The sequence below is a fragment of the Streptomyces sp. NPDC001604 genome (genome assembly GCF_042893475.1).
In the GTDB taxonomy this organism is placed as follows: Bacteria; Actinomycetota; Actinomycetes; order Streptomycetales; family Streptomycetaceae; genus Streptomyces.
This window is the reverse complement of record NZ_JBIAUY010000020.1, coordinates 35,723-58,232: the sequence shown is the minus strand read 5'-3', so window position 1 is coordinate 58,232 and position 22,510 is coordinate 35,723. Positions and strand designations below refer to the sequence as shown.

Genomic DNA, 22,510 nt, shown 5'->3' with positions numbered 1-22,510 from the left:
TAGGAAGGAGGGCCGTCGCCATGACGACTCCCATCAGGCGCGTGTCCAGGCGCATGCCAGGCTGGGCGAAGGCGGTGAGCGCCGTCGTGCTGGTGCTCGTGGTGTTCTTCGCCGGAATCCGGCTGAGTGTGCTTCCTGGCCTCAAGGACCTGTTCGGCACCGAAACGCACGACCGCTCGGGACCCGCACTGCTCCAGTCCATCCAGGACATGAGCCGTTACGACGCCGCCTCCGGCAACTTCCAGGTCGTCGTCGACCTGGAAAAGGACACCAAGTACCTGCCCGACGCGATCCGCGGCTCCCGCACGCTGTACATCGGTGCGGGCACCGTCGACGCGTACGTCGACCTCGGCAAGGTCGGCAAGAACGACGTGACGGTCAACGGCGACCGCACGTCCGCCACGCTCCGGCTGCCGCACGCGGCGCTCGGCAAGCCGGCCCTCGACCCGGACCGCTCCTACGCCGTCTCCAAGCAGCGCGGTCTCCTCGACCGGCTCGGCGACCTCTTCTCGGACAACCCCAACAGCGAACAGGCCGTGCAGAAGCTCGCCGTCAAACACATCGGTGACGCGGCCAAGGACAGCGGCCTGACCCGGCGCGCCGAGACCAACACCACGGCCATGCTCGACGGCCTGCTGCGTTCCCTCGGTTTCAAGGAGGTGCATGTCAGCTACGGCAGCTGATCAGCCGGCCCCCGACACCCCTGGCAGGGCCAGCGCGCCGAGCAGGGCGGCCCCGACCAGCACCCAGGCCACGTAGTCCCCGACGTGCCCGGACTGCAGGCGCCGCAGCGGCAGCGCCCAGTCCGGGGCGGCGAGCACCTTGGGGCGGGTGACGGCGACGGCGGCGAGGCCCAGGGCGAGCAGGGTCGAGGCCAGGCCCAGGAGCACGCCGGGCAGGGTCCACTGCGGGGTGGAGACCACCACCCCGCCGGACCCCGCCTCGCTCATCCCGTGCGCGACGAGACCGGCGAAGCCGGGGACCACGCCGACGGCCAGCGCCGCGGCGAGCAGCACGGTCGGGACGACCGTCATCGGGCCCGGGACCCGGCTGACGCGCTGGCCGGTCTCGGGCTCCTCGCCGGTACCGGTCGTCTCGTACTCGCCGTGGTCGGGCGGCGTGGGCCCGAGGCCGAGGAAGACGCGGGCGGCGACCCGCAGCACCGCACCGGCGGTCACCGCGCTCGCGGCGACATACACGACGGTGAGGGGGCCGCCCACGGCCTCCTCCGTCACCGACTTGCCGAGTGCCGTGCCGAACGGGGGCAGCCCGGCGAGACCGAGGCCGCCGGCGGCGTACAGGACGGCGACCCCGCGCAGCCGTCGGGCGCGTCCGTGCAGGGCGTGTTCGTCGACGCTGCCGTACCGGTCGAGGAGGACGCCGGTGCAGGCGAACAGGGCGGCCTTCACACCGGCGTGGCCGAGGACGTACAGCGCGACCCCGTCGTCCGCCTCGGGGATCAGCACCCCGATCCCGATGAGGAACAGGCCGGTGTGGGCCACCGTCGAATACGCGAGCAGCCGTTTGAGGTGCCGCTGGTACCAGCACATGACGGCGCCGATCACGGCCGTCAGCACGCCGAGCACCACGAGCACCCGCGTCAGGGCCCCGGCCGGCACCCCGCCGGGCCCGGAGAACACACTCCCGTACACCCGCCAGACGCCGTACGTGCCGAGTTCGACCATCACGCCCGACAGCAGCATGCACACGGGCGTCGGCGCGACGGCGTGGGCGTCGGGCAGCCAGAAGTGGAAGGGCAGGGCGGCCGCCTTGACCAGCAGTCCGGTGAGGACCAGGACGAACCCGGCGAGGACCAGTGCGTCGGGCCCGCCGTGCCGGTCCAAGGCGCGGCCGATCTGGGTCATCGCCAGTTCGCCGGTGCGGGCGTACAGCAGCCCGATGCCCATCAGCATGGCGTACGCGCCGAGCGAGGTGACGACCGCGAAGGTCAGCGCGCCCTGGACGGCCTTGGCCTCCTCGACGCGGGTGCCTGTCAGGGCGTAGGCGACGACGCTCATCAGCTCGAACCAGACGAACATGTTGAACAGATCGCCGGCGATCGCGAAGCCGCACATGCCGCCCTGGAAGAGCAGCATCAGCGCGGGGAAGGAGCCCGCGTGGCGGCGGGGCGGTTCGTCGAAGTAGTGCCAGGAGTACGCGAGGGCGGCCAGGGTCAGCAGTGAGGCGAGCGCGGCCATGCCGAGGCCCGGCCCGTCGCCGGTCAGGACGATGCCGACGCTCTCGCCGTTCACGGGCTGCCAGCCGCCGACCCACTCGGTCATGGGCGGCGAGGAGTTGAGCAGCAGCACGATCGCGAGTCCGGCCGTGCCGGCGGAGACGGCGCACCCGGTGGACTCGGCGACCACGCGGGGCAGTCGGCGGCCCGCGGCGACCAGGAGGGCGGCCCCCAGCAGGGGCACGGCGACGACGAGGGGCAGCAGGTCGTTCATCAGCCGCGCAGCTCGGAGAGTTCGTCGGGGTCGACGGTGCCGTGCCGCTTGGCGACCTGCATCACGAGCGCGAGCAGCAGCGCGGTGACGGTGGCGCCGACGACGACGTCGGTGAGGGTGAGCGCCTGCACGACCGGGTCGACGACCGGCCGGGAGCCGGGTTTGATGTCGGAGAACACGGGCGCGGTGGCGCCGTCGCGGTAGCCCACGGACAGCAGCAGCACATAGGTGCCGGCCTGGCACACGGACAGGCAGCCGACGGCGTGGATCAGGTTGCGGCTGGTGGCCAGGCCGTAGCAGCCGGCCAGGAAGACCCAGGCGGCGACCAGGTACGGCAGTACATCCATCACGGCTCTCATGTGCCGCTCTCCTCCTCGATCTCGACGGCCTGGTCCAGGAAGCGGGCGAGCAGCACGACGACCGCGCCGGCGACCTCCATGCCGATGGCCGCGTTCAGCAGCGGGACGGTGCCGCCGGAGGACAGCGTGTTGAAGGTGCCGTAGGGCAGCAGCGTGTTGGCGAGGAAGGCCGTGCCTCCGATCAGTCCCGCGAAGCCCATGACGAGGTAGCCGGAGGTGGCGAGGGCGTCGGCGACCTCGTAGGCGCCGATCGGCCTGATGCGTTCCAGGGCCGCGTAGTCGGCGCCCAGGTAGAGCAGGTGCAGGGCGGTCGCGGCGACCACTCCGCCCTGGAAGCCGCCGCCGGGGCTGAGCTGGCCGTGGGCGATGACGTACAGGCCGCTGAGCAGGGCGACGGGCAGGACGACGAGGGCGTAGCGGCGGACCGGCAGGGCGACCTCGGCCGGTTGGGGGCGGGCCCGGTGTTCGTCGCGGGTCTGGCGCAGCAGCATCACGCAGCCGAGGACGGCGGAGAACAGGATGGTCATCTCGCCGAGGGTGTCGAAGGCGCGCTGGTCGAAGTTGACGGAGGAGATGGTGTTGGCGGTCCGCCGGGCCAGGGAGGCGTGCACGGCGCGGTCGCCGTAGGGGTGGCGGTCGCCGCCGAAGTGCGGCAGGTCCAGGCAGGCGGCGACGAGCAGTGCGGCCAGGCCCGCACCGCCCGCGAGCAGCACCCACAGCCGGGCGCGCCGGGTCACCGCTCACGCTCCTTGCCCTGTCCGCGCCGCCTGACCTTGCGGACGGTGAGCATCAGCAGCAGCGGCGTCAGCGCGGAGCCGACGGCCAGCTGGGAGAGCCCGACGTCGGGCGCCTGGAGGACGGTGAACAGGGCGGCGAGGACGACGCCCAGGACGGACAGGACGAGGGCCTGGCGCATGGGGTCGCGGGTGGCCACGGCCGCGGTCGCGCAGGCCGCGACCAGCAGCAGTGCCACGACGATCACCGCGTCAGCCACCGCGGACCCCCCGGAATCCCCCGGCCAGGGCCCGCGAGGCCATGATGTTCCCGCTGATCAGCAAGGCGCCGATGACGAGGAGTTTCACCATGGCCCGGCCGGGGCCGGTGGCGACGCACAGGGCGGTCACGGCGGCCGCGCCGAGCCCGGCGACCGTCAGGGTGGGGCCCCAGGCGCGCGGCGGGTCCTCGGCGAGTTCCTCGGCGAGCAGCCGGGCGAAGACGAGGGTGCCGACGGGTCCGAGCAGGGCCAGGACGAGGCCCAGGTCGACGTAGGAGGGGCGGTTGTAGGCCTGGGAGAGGAGCAGCAGGCTCGGGCAGGCGAGCGCGGTGGACAGGTTCTGGGCCACGACCCGGCGGCGCAGCGGACCGGTGGTCACGCCCCACAGCGCGGTGCCCAGTCCGCCGGCGAGGCCGACGGCGGCGGCGAGCGTCCAGCCGTTCACGTCCCCCTCACCGCCCGTCGTGCGCCCCGGGCCGCGAAGGCCGCCACGCCGGCGCAGCTCGCGCCGACGACGAGTTCCAGGGTGTCGACGGTGCTGATGAGGACCAGCCACAGCAGGCCGAGCGCGAGCCACCAGCCCAGCAGCTCGGCCACGGTGAACAGGACCGTTCGCGGGGTCATGCGTCACCTCCTCGGGCTCTGCTCGCACACCGTCACGGGCGGGATGTCCGGTACGCCCGTCCCGCGGCATCCAAACATCGCGGCGGGCACCCCGGGCGGCGGCGCGCTGGCTTCCACCGCCGGAGTGCCCCTACGGCAGGAAGGGAAACCGCGGGGCCGCGTGGGCGGAGTCGGCCCGGCGGCGGCATTCTCGGCTCGCAAGCGGGTAACCGCCCTACAACGCAGGGAAGTTGAAGACTGGAGGACCTGATGGCCCGTGCAGCCTTGCGACCACGTTCAGCGTTGCGCCTGCGTACCACCAAGACCCGCACGTCCGAGAAGCTGAAGAAGTACGCGAAGTGGAAGAAGCCGGAGAAGGAGAAGGCGAGCAAGCCGGAGAAGACGAAGAAGTCCGCGAAGCCCGCGAGCAAGTCGCAACCGGCTCCTCGTGAGCGGCATGTGATGCCCTTGCCGATCCGTCTGCTGGCGATGCTGTGCGCCTTCGGGTTCATGGTGGCCTTCGCCGCGGTGCTGGCCCGGCTGACCCTGCAGCCCTCCCCCGCCTCTGCTGCGATGGCCCACACGAACTTGCATCCGGGGACCACTCTGCGGCTCTACCTGGACCAGCCGGCTTTCCGGGACGCCGTGAAGCAGATCGGCGGCAATGTGCTGCTGGGCGTCCCGTTCGGCATCCTGGTGCCGGTCGTCGCGCCACGGGCGCGCGGGTTGCTGCGGGTGCTGGTGCTGACCGCGCTGGTGATGCTGCTGGTGGAGTTCGCCCAGGGAGCACTGGTCCAAGGCCGGGCCTTCGACATCGACGACGTCATCCTCAACACGACCGGTGCACTGGTGGGTTACCTCCTGCTGGGGCGGCGGCTGAGCCGGGCCGTGCACGCGCGGGAGCGGCTGCCGCGACGGGCGGCGAAGCGGGCAAAGGACGCATAGCCCCACCACCCAACTCCTGGTCCGTACCAAAGTATTGACGACCCCTTATCTCACTACTTAAATCAAGAGGCGACGCCTTCACCCCCACCCTCGGCCGGACGTCTCCCTGCGCCCGGCCGCCGTACGGAAGGAAGTCCCGTGGCCTCCCCACGCCTGCTGCGCAGATGTCTGTTCGCCGCCCTGTCCGCCGTACTGGTCGCGTCCGCCGCGGCCGGTGCTGCGCAGGCGGATCCGCCCGGGGCGGCCGCCGCCACGGTGGCGTTCTCCGACACTTTCGACGGGCCGGCCGGGGCCGCGGTCGACTCCTCGAAGTGGCAGACCGAGACCGGGGACAACGTCAACAACCACGAGCGGCAGTACTACACCCCGGGCACCAGGAACGCGGCCCTGGACGGCCAGGGCCATCTGGTGATCACGGCGCGGCACGAGAACCCGGCCAACTACCAGTGCTGGTACGGAACCTGCCAGTACACCTCGGCGCGGCTGAACACCTCGGGGAGGTTCACCGCCCAGTACGGGCACGTCGAGGCACGGATGAAGATCCCGCGGGGGCAGGGCATGTGGCCCGCGTTCTGGATGCTCGGCACGCCCGTCAACTGGCCGGACTCGGGCGAGATCGACGTCATGGAGAACGTCGGCTACGAGCCGTCCACCGTGCACGGCACCATCCACGGCCCCGGCTACTCCGGCTCGGGCGGCATAGGCGCCGCCTACTCCCTGCCGAACGGGCAGGCCTTCGCGGACGCCTTCCACACCTTCGCCGTCGACTGGGCACCCGACTCGATCACCTGGTCGGTTGACGGCACCGTCTACCAGCGGCGCACACCCGCCGATCTGGGCGGGCGCACCTGGGTGTTCAACAGGCCGTTCTTCCTGATCCTGAACCTGGCGGTGGGTGGCTACTGGCCCGGCGACCCGGACGGCTCCACGTCGTTCCCGCAGCAGCTGGTGGTGGACTCGGTGTCGGTCACGACCGGCGACTCGGCCACCGGAGCGGCGATCAGGGGACTGGCCGGAAAGTGCGTGGACGTCGCCGGGGCGAACTCCGCCAACGGCACCCCCGTCCAGCTCTACGACTGCAACGGCACCGCCGCCCAGCAGTGGACGGTGGGTTCCGACGGCACCCTGCGTGCGCTCGGCAAGTGCCTGGACGTCACCGGCAACGGCACCGCGGACGGCTCCACAGTCCAGCTGTGGGACTGCACCGGCGGCCCGAACCAGAAGTGGACGGTCACCGGGGCGCACGACATCGTCAATCCGCAGACGGACAAATGCCTCGACGTGACCGGGAACAACTCGGCCAACGGCACCCGGCTGCAGATCTGGACCTGTTCGGGCGGCGCCAACCAGAAGTGGACGGTCGGCTGAGCCGCGCCGTCAGTGCAACTTCCAGGTGAACTTGTCACCGCCCACCCAGCGCACCACGTCCGGGTCGTCCAAGTCGTGCACCGTGATGCCGAAGGCGGCGGCGGCCTCCAGGACGTCGGTGACGGACTTGGCCTCACCGATCACTTCGCCGTCGATCTCCACGATCCGGAACGGCGGTGTGCCCGGCTGCACACGGAGGACCATGATCCGCGGATTGGAGATGTAGGGAGCTGCTTGTTCGGTCATGCAATAGAGCGTAGGACGCATCAGGCCCAGGTGGCTCGGGGGTGTCAGCGCTCCAGCAGCTCGAGCACCGCCGCCTCGACGGCGCCCTGCGTCGCGGGACGGCCGAAGTGCCCGTGTTCACCCAGCCGGGTGAGCACGGGGGCGATGGTCTCCCCCTGTTCGAAGAGCTCCACGACCCGGGGGTCGATGTAGGAGGCACGGCACACGGCGGGGGTGTTGCCGAGGTAGTGGCTGACTTCGCGGACGGCGCGGCTGGTCTGCCGGCGCCGGGCGGCCGGGGTGGCGCTTGCCTCCTCGGTGACGACGGCCAGGGCGACGGCGGCGAGGACCGTGGCGTGCCAGGTGCGGAAATCCTTGGCGGTGATCTCGGTGCCGGACAGCCGGCGCAGCGCCTCGTTGAGGTCGTCGCCGTGCAGGTCGTGCCAGGCGCGCCCCTCCCAGTACACCAGCAGCCGCTCGCCGCCGCTGCGGCGGCGGCGCAGCAGGGCCCGTACGACGGCGTGGGCCTGCTCGTCGACGAGGGCCCGTACGATCTCGGTGCCGCCCTTGGCCGGGTAGCTGAACGCGATCTCCCCGCGGCCGCAGGTGACGTGTTCGCGCAGCATCGTCGTCAGGCCGTAGGTCTCGCTCTCGCGAGTGTGCCGGTCGCTGCCGATGCGGAAGCCCGGGTCGAGCAGGCGCACGGCGCACGCGGTGCCCCGGGAGCGGGACAGGCCGCGGCCGACGAGGTCCAGGGCGACCTTGGCGCGCAGTTCGGCCAGAGCGCAGGCGACCTCGCGGACGTGTTCGTGCTTGGCCTGCTCCTGCTGGGCGCGGAACTGTTCGTGGTAGAGGTACTGGCGACGCCCCGCGTCGTCCGTGCCGACGGCCTGGAGATGGCCGTGGGGCCAGGGGCAGATCCACACGTCCCGCCAGGCGGGCGGGATGACCAGGGCCCGGATGCGGGCGAGGTGCCCGGGGTCCTTCAGCGGCGCACCAGTCTCGTCCAGGTAGCGGAAGCCGCGGCCGCAGCGATGGGGGTCCCCCCGCTCGAGCGAAGCCGAGAGTGGGGGAGGGTGAAACCGGGGCCGTCGCAGGAGCTGGTGCGCAGTCTCACAGCGGTCGGCTCAGGGGCGACGCCAGTCGTCGCTCTCGAGGTGGGAGCCGGCCTGCGGGCCCATCCGCAGCATGCCGCCGTCCACGCTCCAGGAGGCGCCGGTGACGTAGGAGGCGTCGGGGCTCGCCAGGAAGGCGATCACGGCGGCAACCTCGCGGGCATCCCCGGGCCGTCCCACGGGAATGCCGGGGCGGGGCTCGGTGTGCACGTCGGTGTCCTCCTGGCCGGTCATCGGGGTGGCGATCTCGCCGGGCGCGACCGCGTTGACGGTGATGCCGTACTCGGCGAGCTCCAGGGCCATGACCTGGGTGAGCAGTCCGAGGCCGCCCTTGGCCGCGCAGTAGGGGGCGGCGCCGACCCGCGGCTGGTGCTCGTGGACGGAGGTCACGTTGACGATCCGGCCGCCGTCGCCCTGCCGGATCATGTGTCGCGCCGCCCGCTGTCCGCACAGGAACGGGCCGATCAGGTCGACCTCGACGACCTCGCGCACGGTGTCGAGTTCGAGGTCGAGGAAGGGCGTCATGGTGCCGGTACCGGCGTTGTTGACCAGCACGTCCAGGCGGCCGAGCCGGTCGCAGAGCTCGTCGACGGTGCCGGCGGCGGTGGGCAGCCGGGTGAGGTCCATCTGGGCCACGGCGGCCCGCTGCCCGTGGGCGCGCACCTCCTCCGCGGTCTCCTCGGCGCCCTTGAGGTCGCTGTTCCAGGTGATGCCGACGTCCATGCCCGCCCGGGCCAGCCGTACGGCGGTGGCGCGGCCGATGCCGGAGTCGGAGCCGGTGATCACGGCGACCTTGGTGGGAGCTGATGTGGGCATCGCCGACCTCCTCGTGGACGGTGCGGGGTGCGCATCGCAGTACCCGGGTGCGGGCGGGACAAACCGTGCGGGGTGCCCGGCGCTGGGGAACCCTGGAGGAGGAGGTCACCATGGATCCCGTCGAGGCACTGGAGCGGATCGCCTTCCTGCTGGAACGGTCCCTGGCGCCGACGTACCGCGTCCGCGCCTTCCGTACGGCGGCCCGCGTGCTGACGTCCCTGCCCGCGGACGAGGTCCGCGAGCGGGCGGCCGCCGGGTCACTGGAGTCGCTCAAGGGCGTCGGCCCGAAGACCGCGCAGGTCGTCCGGGAGGCGCTGGCCGGCGAGGTGCCCGGCTATCTGCGCAAGCTGGAGGGCGAGGCGGGGGCGCCGAGCGAGGACCGGGCCGGTGCGGGGCTGCGGGCCAGGCTGCGCGGGGACTGCCATCTGCACTCCGACTGGTCGGACGGCGGCAGCCCGATCGAGGAGATGGGCCGGGCCGCGCAGGCCCTCGGGCACGAGTGGGCCGTGCTGACGGACCACTCCCCCCGGCTGACGGTGGCGCGCGGCCTGTCTGCCGAACGGCTGCGGGAACAGCTGGACGTGGTGGCGGAGCTGAACACCACCTGGGCGCCGTTCCGGCTGCTCACCGGCATCGAGTGCGACATCCTCGAAGACGGCACGCTGGACCAGGAGCCGGAGCTGCTCGAGCGGCTCGACGTGGTGGTGGTGTCGGTTCACTCCAAGCTGCGCATGGACGCCCGCTCGATGACCCGCCGCATGGTGGCCGCCGTACGCGATCCGCACTCCGATGTGCTCGGGCACTGCACGGGGCGGCTGGTGACCGGGCGGGGGCGGCCCGAGTCGGAGTTCGACGCCGACGAGGTGTTTGCCGCGCTGGCCGAGACGGGCACCGCCCTGGAGATCAACAGCAGGCCCGAGCGGCTCGATCCCCCACGGCGGCTGCTGCGCCGGGCGGTCGAGGCGGGGGTGCTGTTCTCGGTCGACACCGACGCGCACGCGCCCGGCCAGCTGGACTGGCAGATCCTCGGCTGTGCCCGGGCGGAGGAGTGCGGGGTGCCGGCCGAGCGCGTGGTGAACACCTGGAGCCTGGACGAGTTGCTGGCCTGGACCGGCTCGCGGCGTACGCCCGCAGGAGTGGCAGGAACCTGACGTGGGTACTCGGGGCAGCGGAAGAGCAAGGGAGTGCGCATGGAACGGGCGGCCGTGTTCGACGTCGACGGAACCCTCGTCGACACCAACCACCTGCACGTGGTGGCCTGGTGGGAGGCTTTCCGCCAAGCCGGGCACAAGGTGCCCATGCACGCCATCCACCGCTCCATCGGCCTCGGCTCCGAGGACCTCGTCGCCCGGCTGCTGGGCGATCGGCGGGACACCGAGCAGGACGCCGAACTCAGCGCCGCGCACAAGGCGTTGTACGGCCAGTACTTCGACCGGCTGCCCGCGTTCGAGGATGCGGGACGGCTGCTGCGGCGCCTCGACCACGACGGCTGGAAGGTGGTGCTGGCCACCTCCGCGAGCGGCCCGGAGCTCTCCGCGCTGCGCCGCGCGATCTCCGCCGACGACGCGATCACCGCCACCGCGAGCGCGGACGACGTCAAGGAGGGGAAGCCGGCCCCCGAGCCCGTCGAACACGCCCTGGAACTGGCCGGGGTGCCCGCCGAACGGGCGGTCTTCGTCGGTGACACCGTGTGGGACATGCGCGCGGGCAGCCGCGCCGGCGTGCGCTGCCTGGGCGTGCTGTGCGGCGGCATCCCGCGCGCCGACCTGGAGGAGGCGGGAGCCGAGGCCGTGTACGACGACCCTGCGCATCTGCTGTCCGACCTGAAGAACAGCCCGCTGGGCTGAGCGGCCCGAGCGGGTGACGCAGATCACCGCACAAGATGCCGAACACCGGAACACCCCGCGGTAGTTCGCCGTTGAACCAACCGTGGGTGCGGATGGGACAGTGTCCCTGGGCCTCACCATTCGCCCACAGGGACGATCGTTCGGCTGAAGCCCTGTGGAGCCTTTCGCCGAGAGGCGACCGCCATCCGTGCCCACCACCAGGCGAGCCCCGACCGGCCTCCCCCGTCCGGTCGGGGCTCTTTCCTGCCCGCGCCCGACCGCACCGGGCCGCGCTTGACTTCGAGAGCACTCCAATCCGTAGCGTTCTCGGCATGAGCACTGGCACTGCACAGCACAAGATCGGATCCGGTTTCGGCGCCACGAGCACGGCCGACGACGTCCTTCAGGGCATCGACCTGACCGGCAGGCTCGCCGTCGTCACCGGCGGATACTCGGGGCTCGGCCTGGAGACCACGCGCGCCCTGACCAAGGCGGGCGCCCGGGTGGTCGTCCCGGCCCGCCGCCGGGCCACCGCCGAGGAGGCGCTGACCGGCCTCGACGGTGTCGAGGTGGACGAGCTGGACCTCGGCGACCTGGAGAGCGTGCGGGCCTTCGCCGAGCGCTTCCTCGCCTCCGGGCGGACCATCGACATCATGATCGACAACGCCGGGATCATGGCGTGCCCGGAGACGCGGGTGGGGCCCGGCTGGGAGGCCCAGTTCGCCACCAATCACCTGGGCCACTTCGCTCTGGTCAACCGGCTGTGGCCGGCGATCGCGCCCGGCGGCGCCCGCGTCGTCTCCGTCTCCTCCCGTGCCCACCACTTCTCCGGCATGCGCTGGGACGACGTCCACTGGACCCAGGGCTACGACAAGTGGCAGGCCTACGGGCAGGCCAAGACCGCGAACGTCCTGTTCGCCGTGCACCTCGACAAGCTCGGCCGCGACGCCGGCGTGCGCGCCTTCTCCCTGCACCCCGGCGGCATCCTCACCCCGCTGCAGCGGCACATCCCCAAGGCGGAGATGATCGAGCGCGGCTGGATCGACGAGGACGGCAACGTCCTCAACCCCGAGGGCTTCAAGACCCCGCCGCAGGGCGCGGCCACCCAGGTGTGGGCGGCGACCTCGCCCCAGCTGGACGGCCTCGGCGGTGTCTACCTGGAGGACTGCGACATCGCCGAGCTCGCGGTCGACGGCGCGACCAGCGGCGTCAAGGACTGGGCGATCGACCCCGAACAGGCCGCCCGGCTGTGGGAGTTGTCGGCGGAGCTGACGGGCGTGAACGCCTTCGCCTAGGAGTCACCCGGTTCCCTGGGCCCGTACAGGGCGGCTGGTGCGCCGGTCACGAGGGCCCAGTAGCGGTCTCCGTAGGACCAGTGCCACCACTCGGTGGGGTAGTTGACGAGCCCGGCGGCTGTCAGCGCCCCGCCGAGCAGGGCACGGTGGGCGCGGGCCTCGTCCGTGATGTTCGGGGCATCGGTGTAGCAGGCGCCGTCGCTCTGCTCCGGGGTGGCGTTCATCTCGGTGCCCAGGTCCAGCTCGCGGCCGTCGGCGTCGGCGAGGGTGAGGTCGACGGCCGCGCCCGCGCTGTGCGGGGCGATCTCGGGCGGGGAGACATAGCGGCTGGCGGCGCTGCGGATACGGTCGGCGGGCCAGTCGGGGTGGGCTGTGCGCAGTTCGTCGGCGTACTGCTCGAAGTAGCGGCGCTGGAGGGCCGGCGGCCGGTATCCCTCCACGAACAGCAGACGCAGGCCCTCGGGGAGCAGTGCCTGTGCGGCGAGCAGGCGGTCGAGGACGCCCCGGCGCAGCAGGATCTCGGCGCCGTGGGAGTCCTCGTGCCTGCGGTCGTCGACCAGGAGCTTGTCTCGTACGTCGACGAGGGGCTCGCCGTTCTCCACCACCGGTACGGCGGCGACCCGGGCGTCGGGCATCAGGATGATCTGGCTCATGGCTTGATCATCTCCTGGTCGGCCCGGAGCTGCCGGGGCTCAACCGGCCATGAACTCCCGTAGGTCGGCGGTGAGTTGTTCGGCGTGGGTGACGAACAGGCCGTGGCCCGCGTTCTCGTAGACCTTGAGCGTGGCGTCGGGAGCGAGGGCGGCGGCGCGGCGGCCGGTCGTCTCCAGGGGTGCCGAGACGTCGTGCGTGCCGTGCACGACGAGCAACGGCAGTTCCAGTTTGGCCAGTTCGGGGGCGACGTCGAGGGTGACGATCGTCTCCTGGACGGCGCTGGAGGCCCGCACGGTGGACACCAGACAGCGGTCGCTCAGGTAGCGGACGTAGGCGGGCGAGACGTCGTTGCCCGGCCGGTGCAGGGCGAAGAAGCCGCTCAGTGCCTCGGGGTCGTTGAAGAACGCCGCCCGGTCGCGCAGGAAGGCCGCGTTGCCTGCCCGCATGACCGCGGGGTCCCAGCCGTCCGGGTTGTCCTCCGTACGGGCCACACCCGGGGCGATGCCCGCCACCAGCGCGACCCGGGTCACCCGGCCGCTGCCGTGCCGGGTCAGGCAGCGCACGATCTCCGCGCTGCCCACGGAGTGGCCGATCAGCGTCACCGCGCGCAGATCCAGATGGTCCAGCAGCCCGTACAGGTCGTCGGCGAGGGTGTCGAGGTCGTAGCCGTTCCACACGTCGTCGGAGCGTCCGTGCCCGCGCCGGTCCAGGCCCACGCAGCGGTAGCCCTCGGCCGCCAGCGGCAGCATCTGGAACTCCCACATCTCGGTGCCCAGGTAGGCGCTGTTGACGAAGACGGCCACGGGGCCGTCGGCCGGTCCGTAGTCGACGTAGTGCAGCTGCGTGCCGTCGGCGGGGCTGGCGAAGTACGGCATGGGACGTCCTCCTGCGATCCGGTGGAGTGGGTACGTCCTCCATCGTTCCGGGGGCCGGTACGGGCGTCGATTACCTCCGAGGTCATACGGCGGCTTCCGCGTGCCCTCGCCCCGGCCGGGGTACTCGGTCACCCCGTTTCGGACCGTGCGGCCGGAAGGAGCCGAAGGTGAGCAGCGCAGTGGGCAGCAGGATCGTTGTCACGGGTGCCACCGGCAACGTCGGCACCAGTGTGGTGCGCCTCCTCTCCGAGGAAGCGCAGGTGGAGTCCGTGCTGGGTCTGGCCCGGCGGATTCCCGAGTGGTCGCCGGCCCGGACCGAGTGGTCCGCGGTCGACCTCGCATCCCAACAGGCCGATCTGGCCAAGGAGTTCGAGGACGCCGACGCGGTCGTCCATCTGGCGTGGGCCTTCCAGCCCACGCATGATCCGGCGGCGACCTGGCGCACGAACGTCCTCGGGAGCATCCGGGTGTTCGAGGCGGTCGCGGCGGCCCGGGTGCCGACGCTCGTGCACGCCTCGTCGGTGGGCGCCTACTCTCCGGGACCGAAGGACCACGCGGTGGACGAGTCGTGGCCGACGCACGGCTGGCCGGATGCCGCGTACTGCCGCGAGAAGGCCTATCTGGAGCGCACCCTGGACGCCTTCGAGCGCGACCACCCGGAGGTGCGGGTGGTCCGGATGCGGCCCGCCTTCCTCTTCAAGCGCGAGTCGGCGAGCGAGCAGCGCCGGATCTTCGGCGGCCGCTTCCTTCCGGGCCCACTGGCGCGCCCGGAGCTGCTGCCCTTCCTCCCCGACATTCCGGGTCTGCGGGTGCAGGCGCTGCACACCGACGACGCGGCCAGGGCGTACGTCCTCGCGCTCGGCTCCGAGGTCCGCGGCGCCTTCAACCTGGCGGCCGAGCCCCCGGTCGACGCCGAACTGCTCGCTCAGCTGCTGGACACCCGCCCGCTGCGCCTCCCCCGCGCCGCAGCCCGCTCGGCGATCGCCGCCGCCTGGGGCCTGCACCTCCTGCCGGCGTCACCGCATCTGTTCGACGCGGTCCTACGGCTGCCGCTGATGGACTGCACCCGCGCGCGCACCGAGCTGGGCTGGCACCCGGAACATGAGGCGACCGAAGTCCTGGAGGAGTTCCTGCACGGCCTCCAGCACGGCGCAGGGGTACGCACCGAGCCGCTGCGGGGGCGCAAGGTGGGCTGACCGGCCTGGAAGGGGGCGGCCACGCCTGAGGCGCGGACCGACGAGGTCTAGGTGGGTCTAGGTGGTCTCGCCGAGCCGTTCGCGCTGGGGCACCACCGTGTACTTGGGGTCCTCCGCCGAGGCGATGCCCGCGGCGAAGACGCCGAAGCGGGTGCAGGCCGATCCCGCGAGCAGGGCGAGCCCGGAGGCGGCCGCGGCGCCGCGCCGTCCGCCGAAGAGGGCGGCCGTGACGGCACCCCCGGCGGTGAGCACCTGCGCCGCCCGGAGCAGTGTGCCCGCCCGGCCCTCCCGCCAGGTCTCGGCGACCATGCCCAGGCGCTGCTCGGCCGCCTTCGTGACGGCCGCGTCGGCCAGCGCAGCCAGCCCGGCGGCGCAGCGGGCCGGAGCGTTCTCGCTCGTGGGTCCGGCGACGAGGGCCATCCCGGACGCCGCCGCGGTCGCGGACGCCGCGAAGAGGTACGGCAGCTCCCGGTGGACGCCGTGCCAGGCCGGTACGGCGGTGTCGGCGGCCAGCACCGCGGTGTAGGTGGCGACCGCGGGGCCCAGGAGTGCGGCGGCTCCGGTCGCCGCGCCCCCGAGACGCGGCGACCGGCCGGTCACGGCGCTCGCGGCGGCCGCACCCGCCACGGGCCCGTAGGCGCCGAGCAGCCAGGACCCCATGCTCATGGGCGAGGTCGGCTTGAACACCCGCAGCATGTTCGCGAACCGGCCCGGCTTTCCGAGGTCGTGGATCAGGGCGGCGGCCGACAGGGAGACGGAGGCCAGCGAGGACACCTTGAGTGCCGTCGCGGTCCTCGTACGTCCGGTCAGGTGTGCGCCCGCCGCGAGCACCGAGCCTGCTCCGGCGAGCCCGCCGAGGAAGAAGTACCCGGCGATGTCCGGGGCGGCCCAGGAGGGTGCCTTGATCACCGGACGGCCGTAGTAGGACTCGAACTCGGCCCGGGGGACGACGGGTTGCTCGCCGCGCCGCCTCCTGCGTCCCGCGCGCTCGGTCGTGCTCATCGCCGGCCCCTCCCGGTGAGCGCGAAGCAGGCCGCGAGGCCGCCCAGCAGGGACAGGGCCGCGGCGCCCGCGTGCTTCCACATCTCGGGCAGGTCCCGGGTGGTGACGACGGGGTCCGGTGGCAGCCCGTACACCTCGGGCTCGTCCAGGAGCAGGAAGAACGCGCCGTCGCCGCCGACGCCGTCGTCCGGGTCGTGGCCGTACAGGCGGGCGTCGGTGACGCCCGCCTCGTGCAGCTGGTCGACCCGCAGCGCGGCCCGCTCGCGCAGTTCGTCGAGCGGGCCGAACTGGATGGACTCGGTGGGACAGGCCTTGGCGCAGGCCGGTTCCTGTCCTGCGCCGAGGCGGTCGTAGCACATCGTGCACTTGAACGCGCGTCCGTCGTGCGGGCGTTGCTCGATGACGCCGTACGGGCAGGCGGGTACGCAGTAGCCGCAGCCGTTGCAGATGTCCTCCTGGACGACGACCGTGCCGAACTCGGTGCGGAAGAGCGAGCCGGTGGGGCAGACGTCGAGGCAGGCGGCGTGGGTGCAGTGCTTGCACACGTCGGAGGACATCAGCCAGCGCAGTTCGCCGTCACCGCCGACCGGTGTCTCCTGCGCGGTCGACTCGCCCTCGACCAACGGGAGTTGGGTGCGGCCGTCCGGGCGCGGCTGCTCGATGAAGGCCACATGCCGCCAGGTCGAGGCGCCGAGCGCCTGCGTGTTGTCGTACGACATGGCCGTGAGCGACAGCCCGTCCTCCGGGATGGCGTTCCACTCCTTGCAGGCGACCTCGCAGGCCTTGCAGCCGATGCAGACGGAGGTGTCGGTGAAGAAGCCGACGCGTTCCTCGCTCACTTGCGTGCCTCCGTTCCGGTGTCCGGGGTGATGCCGGCCCGGGTGCGGTACTCGGCGACCAGCCTCGGCAGGTCCGGGCCGCGCGGGCGGCGGCCGGCGCGGATGTCGGCGGTCAGCGCCTTGTCCTCCTGGATGTGGGCGTTGGGGTCGAGGGCGATGGCCAGCAGTTCGTTGGCTGCATCACCCTTGGCGACGCCGTTGGGCCCCCAGTGGAACGGCAGGCCGATCTGGTGGACCGTGCGGCCCTGCACCCGCAGGGGCCGGATCCGGTCGGTCACCAGCACGCGTGCCTCGACGGCGTTGCGGGCGGTGACGATCGTCGCCCAGCCGCCGTTCTCCAGGCCGCGCTCGCGGGCCAGCGCGGGCGAGACCTCGCAGAAGAACTCCGGCTGCAGCTCGGACAGATACTCCGACCAGCGACTCATGCCGCCCGCCGTGAAGTGCTCGGTCAGGCGGTGCGTGGTGACGACGTACGGGAAGACTTCGGCGCCCTTCTCGTCTCCGCTGGGGTGGTAGCGGTTGCCCTCGCGGGGCAGCAGCTCACGCACCGGGTTGCGCGGGGTCGAGGGGTACAGGGCGTTGGGGAACGGCGAGTCCTGCGGCTCGTAGTGGGTGGGCAGCGGGCCGTCCTCAAGGCCTGCGGGGGTGAACAGCCAGCCCTTGCCGTCGGCCTGCATGATGAACGGGTCGTCGCCGCGCAGCGCGTCGGGGCCGACCGCGTCCTCGTCGGGCACGAAGTCCGGTGCACGGTCGGGGACGAAGTCCGGGACGTCGCGCCCGGTCCACTTCCCCTCCTCCGGGTCCCACCAGACGTACTTCTTGCGTTCGCTCCAGGGCGTGCCGTCGGGGGCGGCGGAGGCGCGGTTGTAGAGGATGCGGCGGTTGGCGGGCCAGGCCCAGGCCCACTCGGCGGCCACCCAGTCCTGCTCCCAGTGGGGTTTCTTGCGGGCGGCCTGGTTGACGCCGTCGGCGTAGACACCGCAGTAGATCCAGCAGCCGCAGCGGGTGGAGCCGTCGTCCTTGAGTTCGGTGTAAGCGCTCAGCGGGGTGTCGTCGGGCCCATGGCCGCTGATCTCGGCGAGCACGGCGTCGGCGACGGGTTCCTCAAGCTCTCCGGTGACCGGGTAGTCCCAGGTCAGGTCGAGGACCGGGCGGTCCATGGGGTCGGTCGAGCCGGCCAGCTTCTCCCTGATGCGGCGGCCCAGGTGGTACATGAACCACAGGTCGCTGCGGGCGTCGCCCTCGGGTTCCACGGCCTGGTAGTGCCACTGCACCCAGCGGTTGGTGTTGGTGAAGGAGCCGGACTTCTCGGTGTGGGAGGCGGCCGGGAAGAAGAACACCTCGGTGCCGATGTCCTCGGTGCGCAGCTCACCGGTCTCGATCTCGGGGCCGTCCTTCCACCAGGTCGCCGACTCGATGAGGGAGAAGTCCCGCACGACCAGCCAGTCCAGGTTGGCCATGCCCAGCCGCTGCAGACGGGTGTTGGCGGAGCCGACGGCCGGGTTCTCGCCGAGCAGGAAGTAGCCCTTGCAGTCGCCGTCGAGCTGGGCCATGACCGTGTCGTAGGTGGAGTGTGAGCCGGTCAGCCGCGGGAGGTGGTCGAAGCAGAAGTCGTTGTCGGGAGTGGCGGCATCGCCGTAGTAGGCCTTCAGCAGACTGACGATGTACGCCCGCATGTCGGCCCAGAAGCCCTTCACGGTGCGGGTCGTCTCGACGAAGTTGTCGAGGTTCATGTCCTCGTGGGCGTGCGGCATCGGGATGTAGCCGGGCAGCAGGTTGAAGAGGGTGGGGATGTCGCTGGAGCCCTGGATGGAGGCATGGCCGCGCAGGGCCTGGATGCCGCCGCCGGTGCGGCCGATGTTGCCGAGCAGGAGCTGGAGGACGCAGGCGGCGCGGATGAACTGGGCGCCGGTGGTGTGCTGGGTCCAGCCGACGGCGTAGCAGAAGGCGCTGGTGCGCTCGGGGCCGGAGTTCGTCGTCAGCGCGTCGCAGACCTGCCGGAAGGTCTCGACGGGGATGCCGCAGACCTCCTCGACCATCTCGGGGGTGTAGCGGGCGTAGTGCCGCTTGAGGATCTGGTAGACGCAGCGCGGATGCTGGAGGGTCTCGTCGGTGGGGGCTCGGTGGCCCGTACGCGCCCCGCCGGAGCCGTGGGCCTCGGCGCCGGCGGACTTGCGGGTGCGCTCCTCGTAGAGCTCGTCGGCCTCGCCGGCCGGCTGCTGGATCTCGACGCCCTCGTACTGCCAGGTGGTGGGGTCGTAGTGCTTCTTCTCCTCGTCCAGACCGGAGAAGACGCCGTCGAGGTCCTCGGCGTCGCGGAAGTCCTCGCCGACCAGGGTGGAGGCGTTGGTGTAGTTGAGGACGTACTCGCGGAAGTCCTTCTCCTCGGTCAGTACGTGGTTGATGATCCCGCCGAGGAAGGCGATGTCGGTGCCCGCGCGGATGGGCACGTACAGGTCGGCGAGCGCGCTGGTGCGGTTGAAGCGCGGGTCGACGTCGATGATGGTGGCGCCGCGCTTCTTGGCCTCCATCACCCACTGGAAGCCGACCGGGTGGCACTCGGCGAAGTTGGAGCCCTCGATGACGATGCAGTCGGAGAACTGCAGGTCCTGCATGAAGGTGGTGGCGCCGCCACGTCCGAAGGAGGTGCCGAGCCCTGCGACCGTCGACGAGTGACAGACCCGGGCCTGGTTCTCCACCTGCACCACGCCGAGGCCGGTCAGCAGCTTCTTGATGAGGTAGTTCTCCTCGTTGTCGAGGGTCGCGCCGCCGAGACTGGCGATGCCCATGGTGCGGGCGGTGCGCATCCCCTCGTACTCCCACTGCCAGGTCTCGCGCCGGGTACGGATGACCCGCTCGGCGACCATGTCCATGGCGGTGTCCAGGTCGAGCGGCTCCCAGTCGGTGCCGTGCGGGCGGCGGTAGAGCACCTGGTGCTCGCGGGCCGGTCCGGTGGTCAGCTGCAGGGTCGCCGAGCCCTTGGGGCACAGCCGTCCGCGGCTGACTGGCGAGGCGGGGTCGCCCTCGATCTGCACGACTTTCTCGTCGCGCACATAGACCTGCTGGCCGCAGCCGACCGCGCAGTAGGGGCAGACGGACTGCACCACGCGCTCCGCGCTGTCCGTGCGGGGACGCAGGCCTTCGGTGTACGAGGATTTCGCGGCGCTCCCCCGGCCCGTGCGGTCGGTGCCGGTGAGCTGCCGGTAGACGGGCCATGCACGGACCCGGTCGCCGATACCCATGCTGGGCTCCTGTCGCGGTCAGGCAGAGGGCTCGTCCGGAGCGGGGTGCTCAGGATGGACGGTGGCCGAACGGGGGCCGTCGCGGCGACCGGTACCGGCCTCGTCGGTGTCCGGCACCTCGTCGTCGGACGTATCGGTCTCCATGTCCGGAACGGGTATGTCCAGCGGGTCTTCACCCTCGCCGACCTGCTGGTCAGGCAGATCCCGCGGCACGGGCTCACCGCCCTGGCCTGTGTCGTGCCGATCGGCCACGGCGCACTCCCTTCACGTGGTTCGAGCGAGACGCGAGTACCTCCGCCGGTGACCACCGAAACCTGGGGGTGCGCCCCCAAGGGGCGGGGAGCTGTCAGGAAGTGCGCTCCTCCAACGCCGTCTGCCACGCAGGCACCGGCCCCTCAGGCACCCGCTCCAGCCGCCGCCCGCCCCGGGCGAAGAAGTCCGCCAGCGGCAAGATCGCCGCACCGACGGTCACCGCGTCGGGCCCGAGCCGCCCAAGCTCGATGGTCACCTTCTCGGCCGGATACCGCAGCGCGTACGAGGCCGCATACCGCCGCACCGCAGGCAGGAACCGCGCCCCCAGCTGAAGCCCCGCCCACCCCCCGATGAGGATCCGCTCGGGCTGGAACAGGTTGATCAGGTCGGACAGCCCGGCACCGAGATACTCGGCGGTCTCCTCCAGCACGGCCAGGGCAACCGGGTCGGCCTCGCCACTCTCGGCCGGATAGGCGGAGGCAAGCATCGCCGTCAGAGCGGTCTCCTCGTCCGTCCCCTCGGGCGGCCGCCCGCCCTCCTCGCGCCACCGCTCCAGCAGGGACTCCGCCCCCGCGTACGCCTCCAGGCAGCCCAGCGCACCGCACCGGCAGCGGCGCCCCCTGACCCGTACCGTCAGATGCCCCCACTCGACCGCCCGTCCATGCTCCACCTCGGGCGTCACGAGGCACGCGCCGACACCGGAGCCGAAGAGGACGACGATCGCATTGTGAGCGCCGCGTCCCGCACCGAACCACATCTCGGCCTGGCCGAGGGTCTTGGCGCCGTTGTCGATGAAGTAACGGACGCCGTCCGGGAGTTGGGAGGTCGAGCGGAGCAGCGCCTCCAGCGGGACGGCGTCCCAGCCGATCGTCTGACCGTGCACGACGGCGCCGCGCTCCGGGGTGCGCTCCACGATGCCGGGGACGCCGATGCCGACACCGAGGAGCTGTTCGGGGCCGATACCGGCACCGGCGAGCACCTCGGCGATCCCGTCGCGGATGTGGCCGACGATGACCTCGACGTCGTAGCGCTGCTGTTCCAAGGGCCGCTCGGCGCGGGCGAGTTCGGTGAGGGTGAGGTCGAACAGCTCGACGCGCACCCGGGTCTCGCCGACGTCCACGCCGATCATGTGGCCGGCGCCGGGTGCCACGCGCAGCAGGGTGCGGGGGCGGCCGCCGTCGGAGTCGACGCTGCCGGCCTCCTCGACCAGGCCGTCGGCGACCAGGTCCGCGACGACGTTGCTGACCGAGCCGGAGCTCAGCCCGGTCACCGGGCCGAGCTCGAAGCGGCTGAGGGGTCCGTCGAAGTAGAGCCGCTGCAGCACGACCGCGCGGTTGGCCCGCCTGAGGTCACGCACCGTGCGCCCGTTCCGCCCCGCCATGTGGTTCCTTTCGCGCCCTGTCCGACCTGCAACATACCTCTGCGGACAGGCTTGGCGCGACATTCCTCCAACCCTTAGTTCACGATGTGAGCTAAGAGGTGGCCTCCTCGATCTCGTCCAGGGCGGCCACGAGCTCCGGCGCTACCGCCTCCTCGCGCCACCGGATGTCCCCCGCCCCCATCGCCCGCGGCACGGTCTCCACCAGCATGATCAGGTAGAGGTAGGAGCGGTAGAGGGCGAGGCGCAGGAGGGCCGGGCGGTCGAACTCGGCGCGTCCGCCGCTCTCCCGGTAGCCCGACAGGAACGCCTCGTCCTTCCTGATGTCGCCCAGCAGCGCCAAGGAGACGAACTCGGCCAGCGGGTCGCCCCAGAACATGCGCTCCCCGTCGATGAGCCCGCCGATGCGGACGGAGTGCGCCGAACGTTCCACGAGGATGTTGCCGTCCCACAGGTCGAAGTGGACGAGTACGGGCACGGTGACCTCGTCGAGGGCCTCGTACGCGCCGCGGAGGGTGCCGGCGATCTCGTCGACGGGTCTGGGCAGCCGGGCCGAGAAGCGGCGCGCGTCGTCGAGGATCGCCTCCAGCATTCCGCTGAAGGCGGTCCGCCAGTCGGGGGCGAGGGGACCGAGCGCGCCGGACGGGTAGCCGAAGGCGGTTCCGGTGACGCGGTGCAGGGCGGCCACCTGGCGGCCCAACTCCCCGCGCAGATATGCCCGTTCGGCCTCGGTGAGGGATCCGTCCCAGGGGTCGCCAGGGCATGCGGTCATCAGGAGTACGGAGCTGTCGTCGTGGAGGCTGACGAGCCGGGGCGCCGGCACCCCGGCCGTTTCGGCGCCCCGGTAGAACTCCGCCTCGGCGACGAGGAGCCGGCTCTCGTAGCGCAGTCCGGGGGTGTCCGGTGCGGCCTTCAGTACGTAGCGGCTGCCGTCGGTGAGCCGGAGTTCCTCGACGGTGTTGTAGGTGCCACCGGTGAGCGGGCGCAGATGGGCCAGCCGGTCGGAAGGGATCTGTGCGCCCTCCAGGATGCGTCGGGCCCGCTCCCAGGAGTCCACCATCGTGCGCCCACCTCTC

24 protein-coding genes are annotated in these 22,510 nt (G+C 71.9%); 7 read left to right on the top strand and 17 right to left on the bottom strand.

The genetic code is table 11. The features are described from left to right. Positions 1 to 20: 20 nt before the first annotated feature. Entirely contained in the window at positions 21 to 683 is a 663-nt protein-coding gene (locus tag ACFY1E_RS38610; protein WP_389084834.1) for a DUF4230 domain-containing protein, read from the top strand. On the opposite strand, the gene ACFY1E_RS38605 is transcribed toward ACFY1E_RS38610, so the two are convergent. Genes ACFY1E_RS38605 through ACFY1E_RS38580 form a run of 6 tightly spaced genes read right to left on the bottom strand, consistent with a single transcriptional unit; the run spans position 684 to position 4,427 of the window. Beyond that, positions 684 to 2,450, bottom strand: a complete 1,767-nt coding sequence (locus ACFY1E_RS38605; protein ID WP_389084831.1) for a complex I subunit 5 family protein — start codon at positions 2,448 to 2,450, stop codon at positions 684 to 686. It abuts the gene before it with no gap. After that, positions 2,450 to 2,797: a sodium:proton antiporter gene (locus ACFY1E_RS38600; RefSeq protein ID WP_389085112.1), complete on the bottom strand. Its 348-nt coding sequence runs from the start codon at positions 2,795 to 2,797 to the stop codon at positions 2,450 to 2,452. Before ACFY1E_RS38600 ends, ACFY1E_RS38605 begins: the two co-directional genes overlap by 1 nt. A gap of 8 nt (positions 2,798 to 2,805) precedes the next feature. Beyond that, positions 2,806 to 3,546 carry an MnhB domain-containing protein gene (locus ACFY1E_RS38595; protein ID WP_389084829.1) on the bottom strand — a complete coding sequence of 247 codons (741 nt, stop codon included), beginning with the start codon at positions 3,544 to 3,546 and terminating at the stop codon, positions 2,806 to 2,808. Then, positions 3,543 to 3,803, bottom strand: a complete 261-nt coding sequence (locus ACFY1E_RS38590) for a Na(+)/H(+) antiporter subunit B (protein WP_389084826.1) — start codon at positions 3,801 to 3,803, stop codon at positions 3,543 to 3,545. The genes ACFY1E_RS38595 and ACFY1E_RS38590 overlap by 4 nt, the downstream gene beginning before the upstream one ends. Continuing rightward, a complete protein-coding gene (locus ACFY1E_RS38585; protein ID WP_389084824.1) occupies positions 3,796 to 4,248 on the bottom strand; it encodes a monovalent cation/H+ antiporter complex subunit F in 453 nt (150 codons plus the stop codon). The genes ACFY1E_RS38590 and ACFY1E_RS38585 overlap by 8 nt, the downstream gene beginning before the upstream one ends. Beyond that, on the bottom strand, positions 4,245 to 4,427 hold the full coding sequence (locus ACFY1E_RS38580) for a hypothetical protein (RefSeq protein ID WP_389084822.1): 183 nt from the start codon (positions 4,425 to 4,427) through the stop codon (positions 4,245 to 4,247). Before ACFY1E_RS38580 ends, ACFY1E_RS38585 begins: the two co-directional genes overlap by 4 nt. A 441-nt stretch (positions 4,428 to 4,868) precedes the next feature. On the opposite strand from ACFY1E_RS38580, the gene ACFY1E_RS38575 reads away from it, so the two are divergent. Both ACFY1E_RS38575 and ACFY1E_RS38570 read left to right on the top strand, forming a co-directional pair. Further along, positions 4,869 to 5,351 (top strand): VanZ family protein, encoded by a 483-nt coding sequence (locus ACFY1E_RS38575; protein WP_389085110.1) that lies wholly within the window; start codon positions 4,869 to 4,871, stop codon positions 5,349 to 5,351. Between the two features lie 138 nt (positions 5,352 to 5,489). Further along, positions 5,490 to 6,719 carry a lectin gene (locus ACFY1E_RS38570; RefSeq protein WP_389084819.1) on the top strand — a complete coding sequence of 410 codons (1,230 nt, stop codon included), beginning with the start codon at positions 5,490 to 5,492 and terminating at the stop codon, positions 6,717 to 6,719. 9 nt (positions 6,720 to 6,728) lie between these two features. Here the strand turns inward: ACFY1E_RS38570 and ACFY1E_RS38565 are convergent, their stop codons facing one another. The 3 genes from ACFY1E_RS38565 to ACFY1E_RS38555 all read right to left on the bottom strand — a co-directional run bounded on the left by ACFY1E_RS38565 (position 6,729) and on the right by ACFY1E_RS38555 (position 8,875). Continuing rightward, positions 6,729 to 6,965 carry a hypothetical protein gene (locus ACFY1E_RS38565; RefSeq protein WP_389084817.1) on the bottom strand — a complete coding sequence of 79 codons (237 nt, stop codon included), beginning with the start codon at positions 6,963 to 6,965 and terminating at the stop codon, positions 6,729 to 6,731. Between the two features lie 44 nt (positions 6,966 to 7,009). Next, positions 7,010 to 7,933 carry a DNA topoisomerase IB gene (locus ACFY1E_RS38560; protein WP_389085108.1) on the bottom strand — a complete coding sequence of 308 codons (924 nt, stop codon included), beginning with the start codon at positions 7,931 to 7,933 and terminating at the stop codon, positions 7,010 to 7,012. 138 nt (positions 7,934 to 8,071) lie between these two features. Beyond that, entirely contained in the window at positions 8,072 to 8,875 is an 804-nt protein-coding gene (locus ACFY1E_RS38555; protein WP_389084815.1) for an SDR family oxidoreductase, read from the bottom strand. Positions 8,876 to 8,985: 110 nt separating this feature from the next. On the opposite strand from ACFY1E_RS38555, the gene ACFY1E_RS38550 reads away from it, so the two are divergent. The 3 genes from ACFY1E_RS38550 (at position 8,986) to ACFY1E_RS38540 (ending at position 11,996) form a co-directional block, all read left to right on the top strand. Then, a complete protein-coding gene (locus ACFY1E_RS38550; protein WP_389084813.1) occupies positions 8,986 to 10,026 on the top strand; it encodes a PHP domain-containing protein in 1,041 nt (346 codons plus the stop codon). Positions 10,027 to 10,065: 39 nt separating this feature from the next. Further along, positions 10,066 to 10,722, top strand: a complete 657-nt coding sequence (locus tag ACFY1E_RS38545) for an HAD family hydrolase (protein ID WP_389084810.1) — start codon at positions 10,066 to 10,068, stop codon at positions 10,720 to 10,722. Positions 10,723 to 11,033: 311 nt separating this feature from the next. After that, on the top strand, positions 11,034 to 11,996 hold the full coding sequence (locus tag ACFY1E_RS38540) for an SDR family NAD(P)-dependent oxidoreductase (RefSeq protein ID WP_389084808.1): 963 nt from the start codon (positions 11,034 to 11,036) through the stop codon (positions 11,994 to 11,996). Here ACFY1E_RS38540 and ACFY1E_RS38535 read toward each other — a convergent pair. Together ACFY1E_RS38535 and ACFY1E_RS38530 are read right to left on the bottom strand one after the other, a co-directional pair. Continuing rightward, complete coding sequence (locus ACFY1E_RS38535) at positions 11,993 to 12,649, bottom strand: M15 family metallopeptidase (protein WP_389084805.1); 657 nt, start codon at positions 12,647 to 12,649, stop codon at positions 11,993 to 11,995. The two genes, ACFY1E_RS38540 and ACFY1E_RS38535, sit on opposite strands and share 4 nt — an antisense overlap. A gap of 39 nt (positions 12,650 to 12,688) precedes the next feature. Then, complete coding sequence (locus tag ACFY1E_RS38530; protein WP_389084802.1) at positions 12,689 to 13,525, bottom strand: alpha/beta fold hydrolase; 837 nt, start codon at positions 13,523 to 13,525, stop codon at positions 12,689 to 12,691. 167 nt (positions 13,526 to 13,692) lie between these two features. Between ACFY1E_RS38530 and ACFY1E_RS38525 the strand changes: the two genes are divergently transcribed. Then, the gene (locus ACFY1E_RS38525) at positions 13,693 to 14,721 is read left to right on the top strand and encodes an SDR family oxidoreductase (RefSeq protein ID WP_389084800.1); all 1,029 of its coding nucleotides are present in this window, start codon (positions 13,693 to 13,695) and stop codon (positions 14,719 to 14,721) included. 57 nt (positions 14,722 to 14,778) lie between these two features. Here the strand turns inward: ACFY1E_RS38525 and nrfD are convergent, their stop codons facing one another. The 6 genes from nrfD to ACFY1E_RS38495 all read right to left on the bottom strand — a co-directional run bounded on the left by nrfD (position 14,779) and on the right by ACFY1E_RS38495 (position 22,494). Next, the gene (gene nrfD / locus ACFY1E_RS38520) at positions 14,779 to 15,723 is read right to left on the bottom strand and encodes an NrfD/PsrC family molybdoenzyme membrane anchor subunit (RefSeq protein WP_389084797.1); all 945 of its coding nucleotides are present in this window, start codon (positions 15,721 to 15,723) and stop codon (positions 14,779 to 14,781) included. Beyond that, positions 15,720 to 16,562 carry a 4Fe-4S dicluster domain-containing protein gene (locus tag ACFY1E_RS38515; RefSeq protein WP_389084795.1) on the bottom strand — a complete coding sequence of 281 codons (843 nt, stop codon included), beginning with the start codon at positions 16,560 to 16,562 and terminating at the stop codon, positions 15,720 to 15,722. Before ACFY1E_RS38515 ends, nrfD begins: the two co-directional genes overlap by 4 nt. Then, entirely contained in the window at positions 16,559 to 19,804 is a 3,246-nt protein-coding gene (gene fdh / locus ACFY1E_RS38510) for a formate dehydrogenase (RefSeq protein ID WP_389084792.1), read from the bottom strand. Before fdh ends, ACFY1E_RS38515 begins: the two co-directional genes overlap by 4 nt. An 18-nt stretch (positions 19,805 to 19,822) precedes the next feature. Next, complete coding sequence (locus ACFY1E_RS38505) at positions 19,823 to 20,056, bottom strand: hypothetical protein (protein ID WP_389084790.1); 234 nt, start codon at positions 20,054 to 20,056, stop codon at positions 19,823 to 19,825. Positions 20,057 to 20,150: 94 nt separating this feature from the next. After that, entirely contained in the window at positions 20,151 to 21,437 is a 1,287-nt protein-coding gene (locus tag ACFY1E_RS38500) for an ROK family protein (RefSeq protein WP_389084787.1), read from the bottom strand. A 91-nt stretch (positions 21,438 to 21,528) separates the two neighbouring features. After that, a complete protein-coding gene (locus tag ACFY1E_RS38495) occupies positions 21,529 to 22,494 on the bottom strand; it encodes a phosphotransferase family protein (RefSeq protein WP_389084785.1) in 966 nt (321 codons plus the stop codon). Positions 22,495 to 22,510 lie beyond the last annotated feature (16 nt).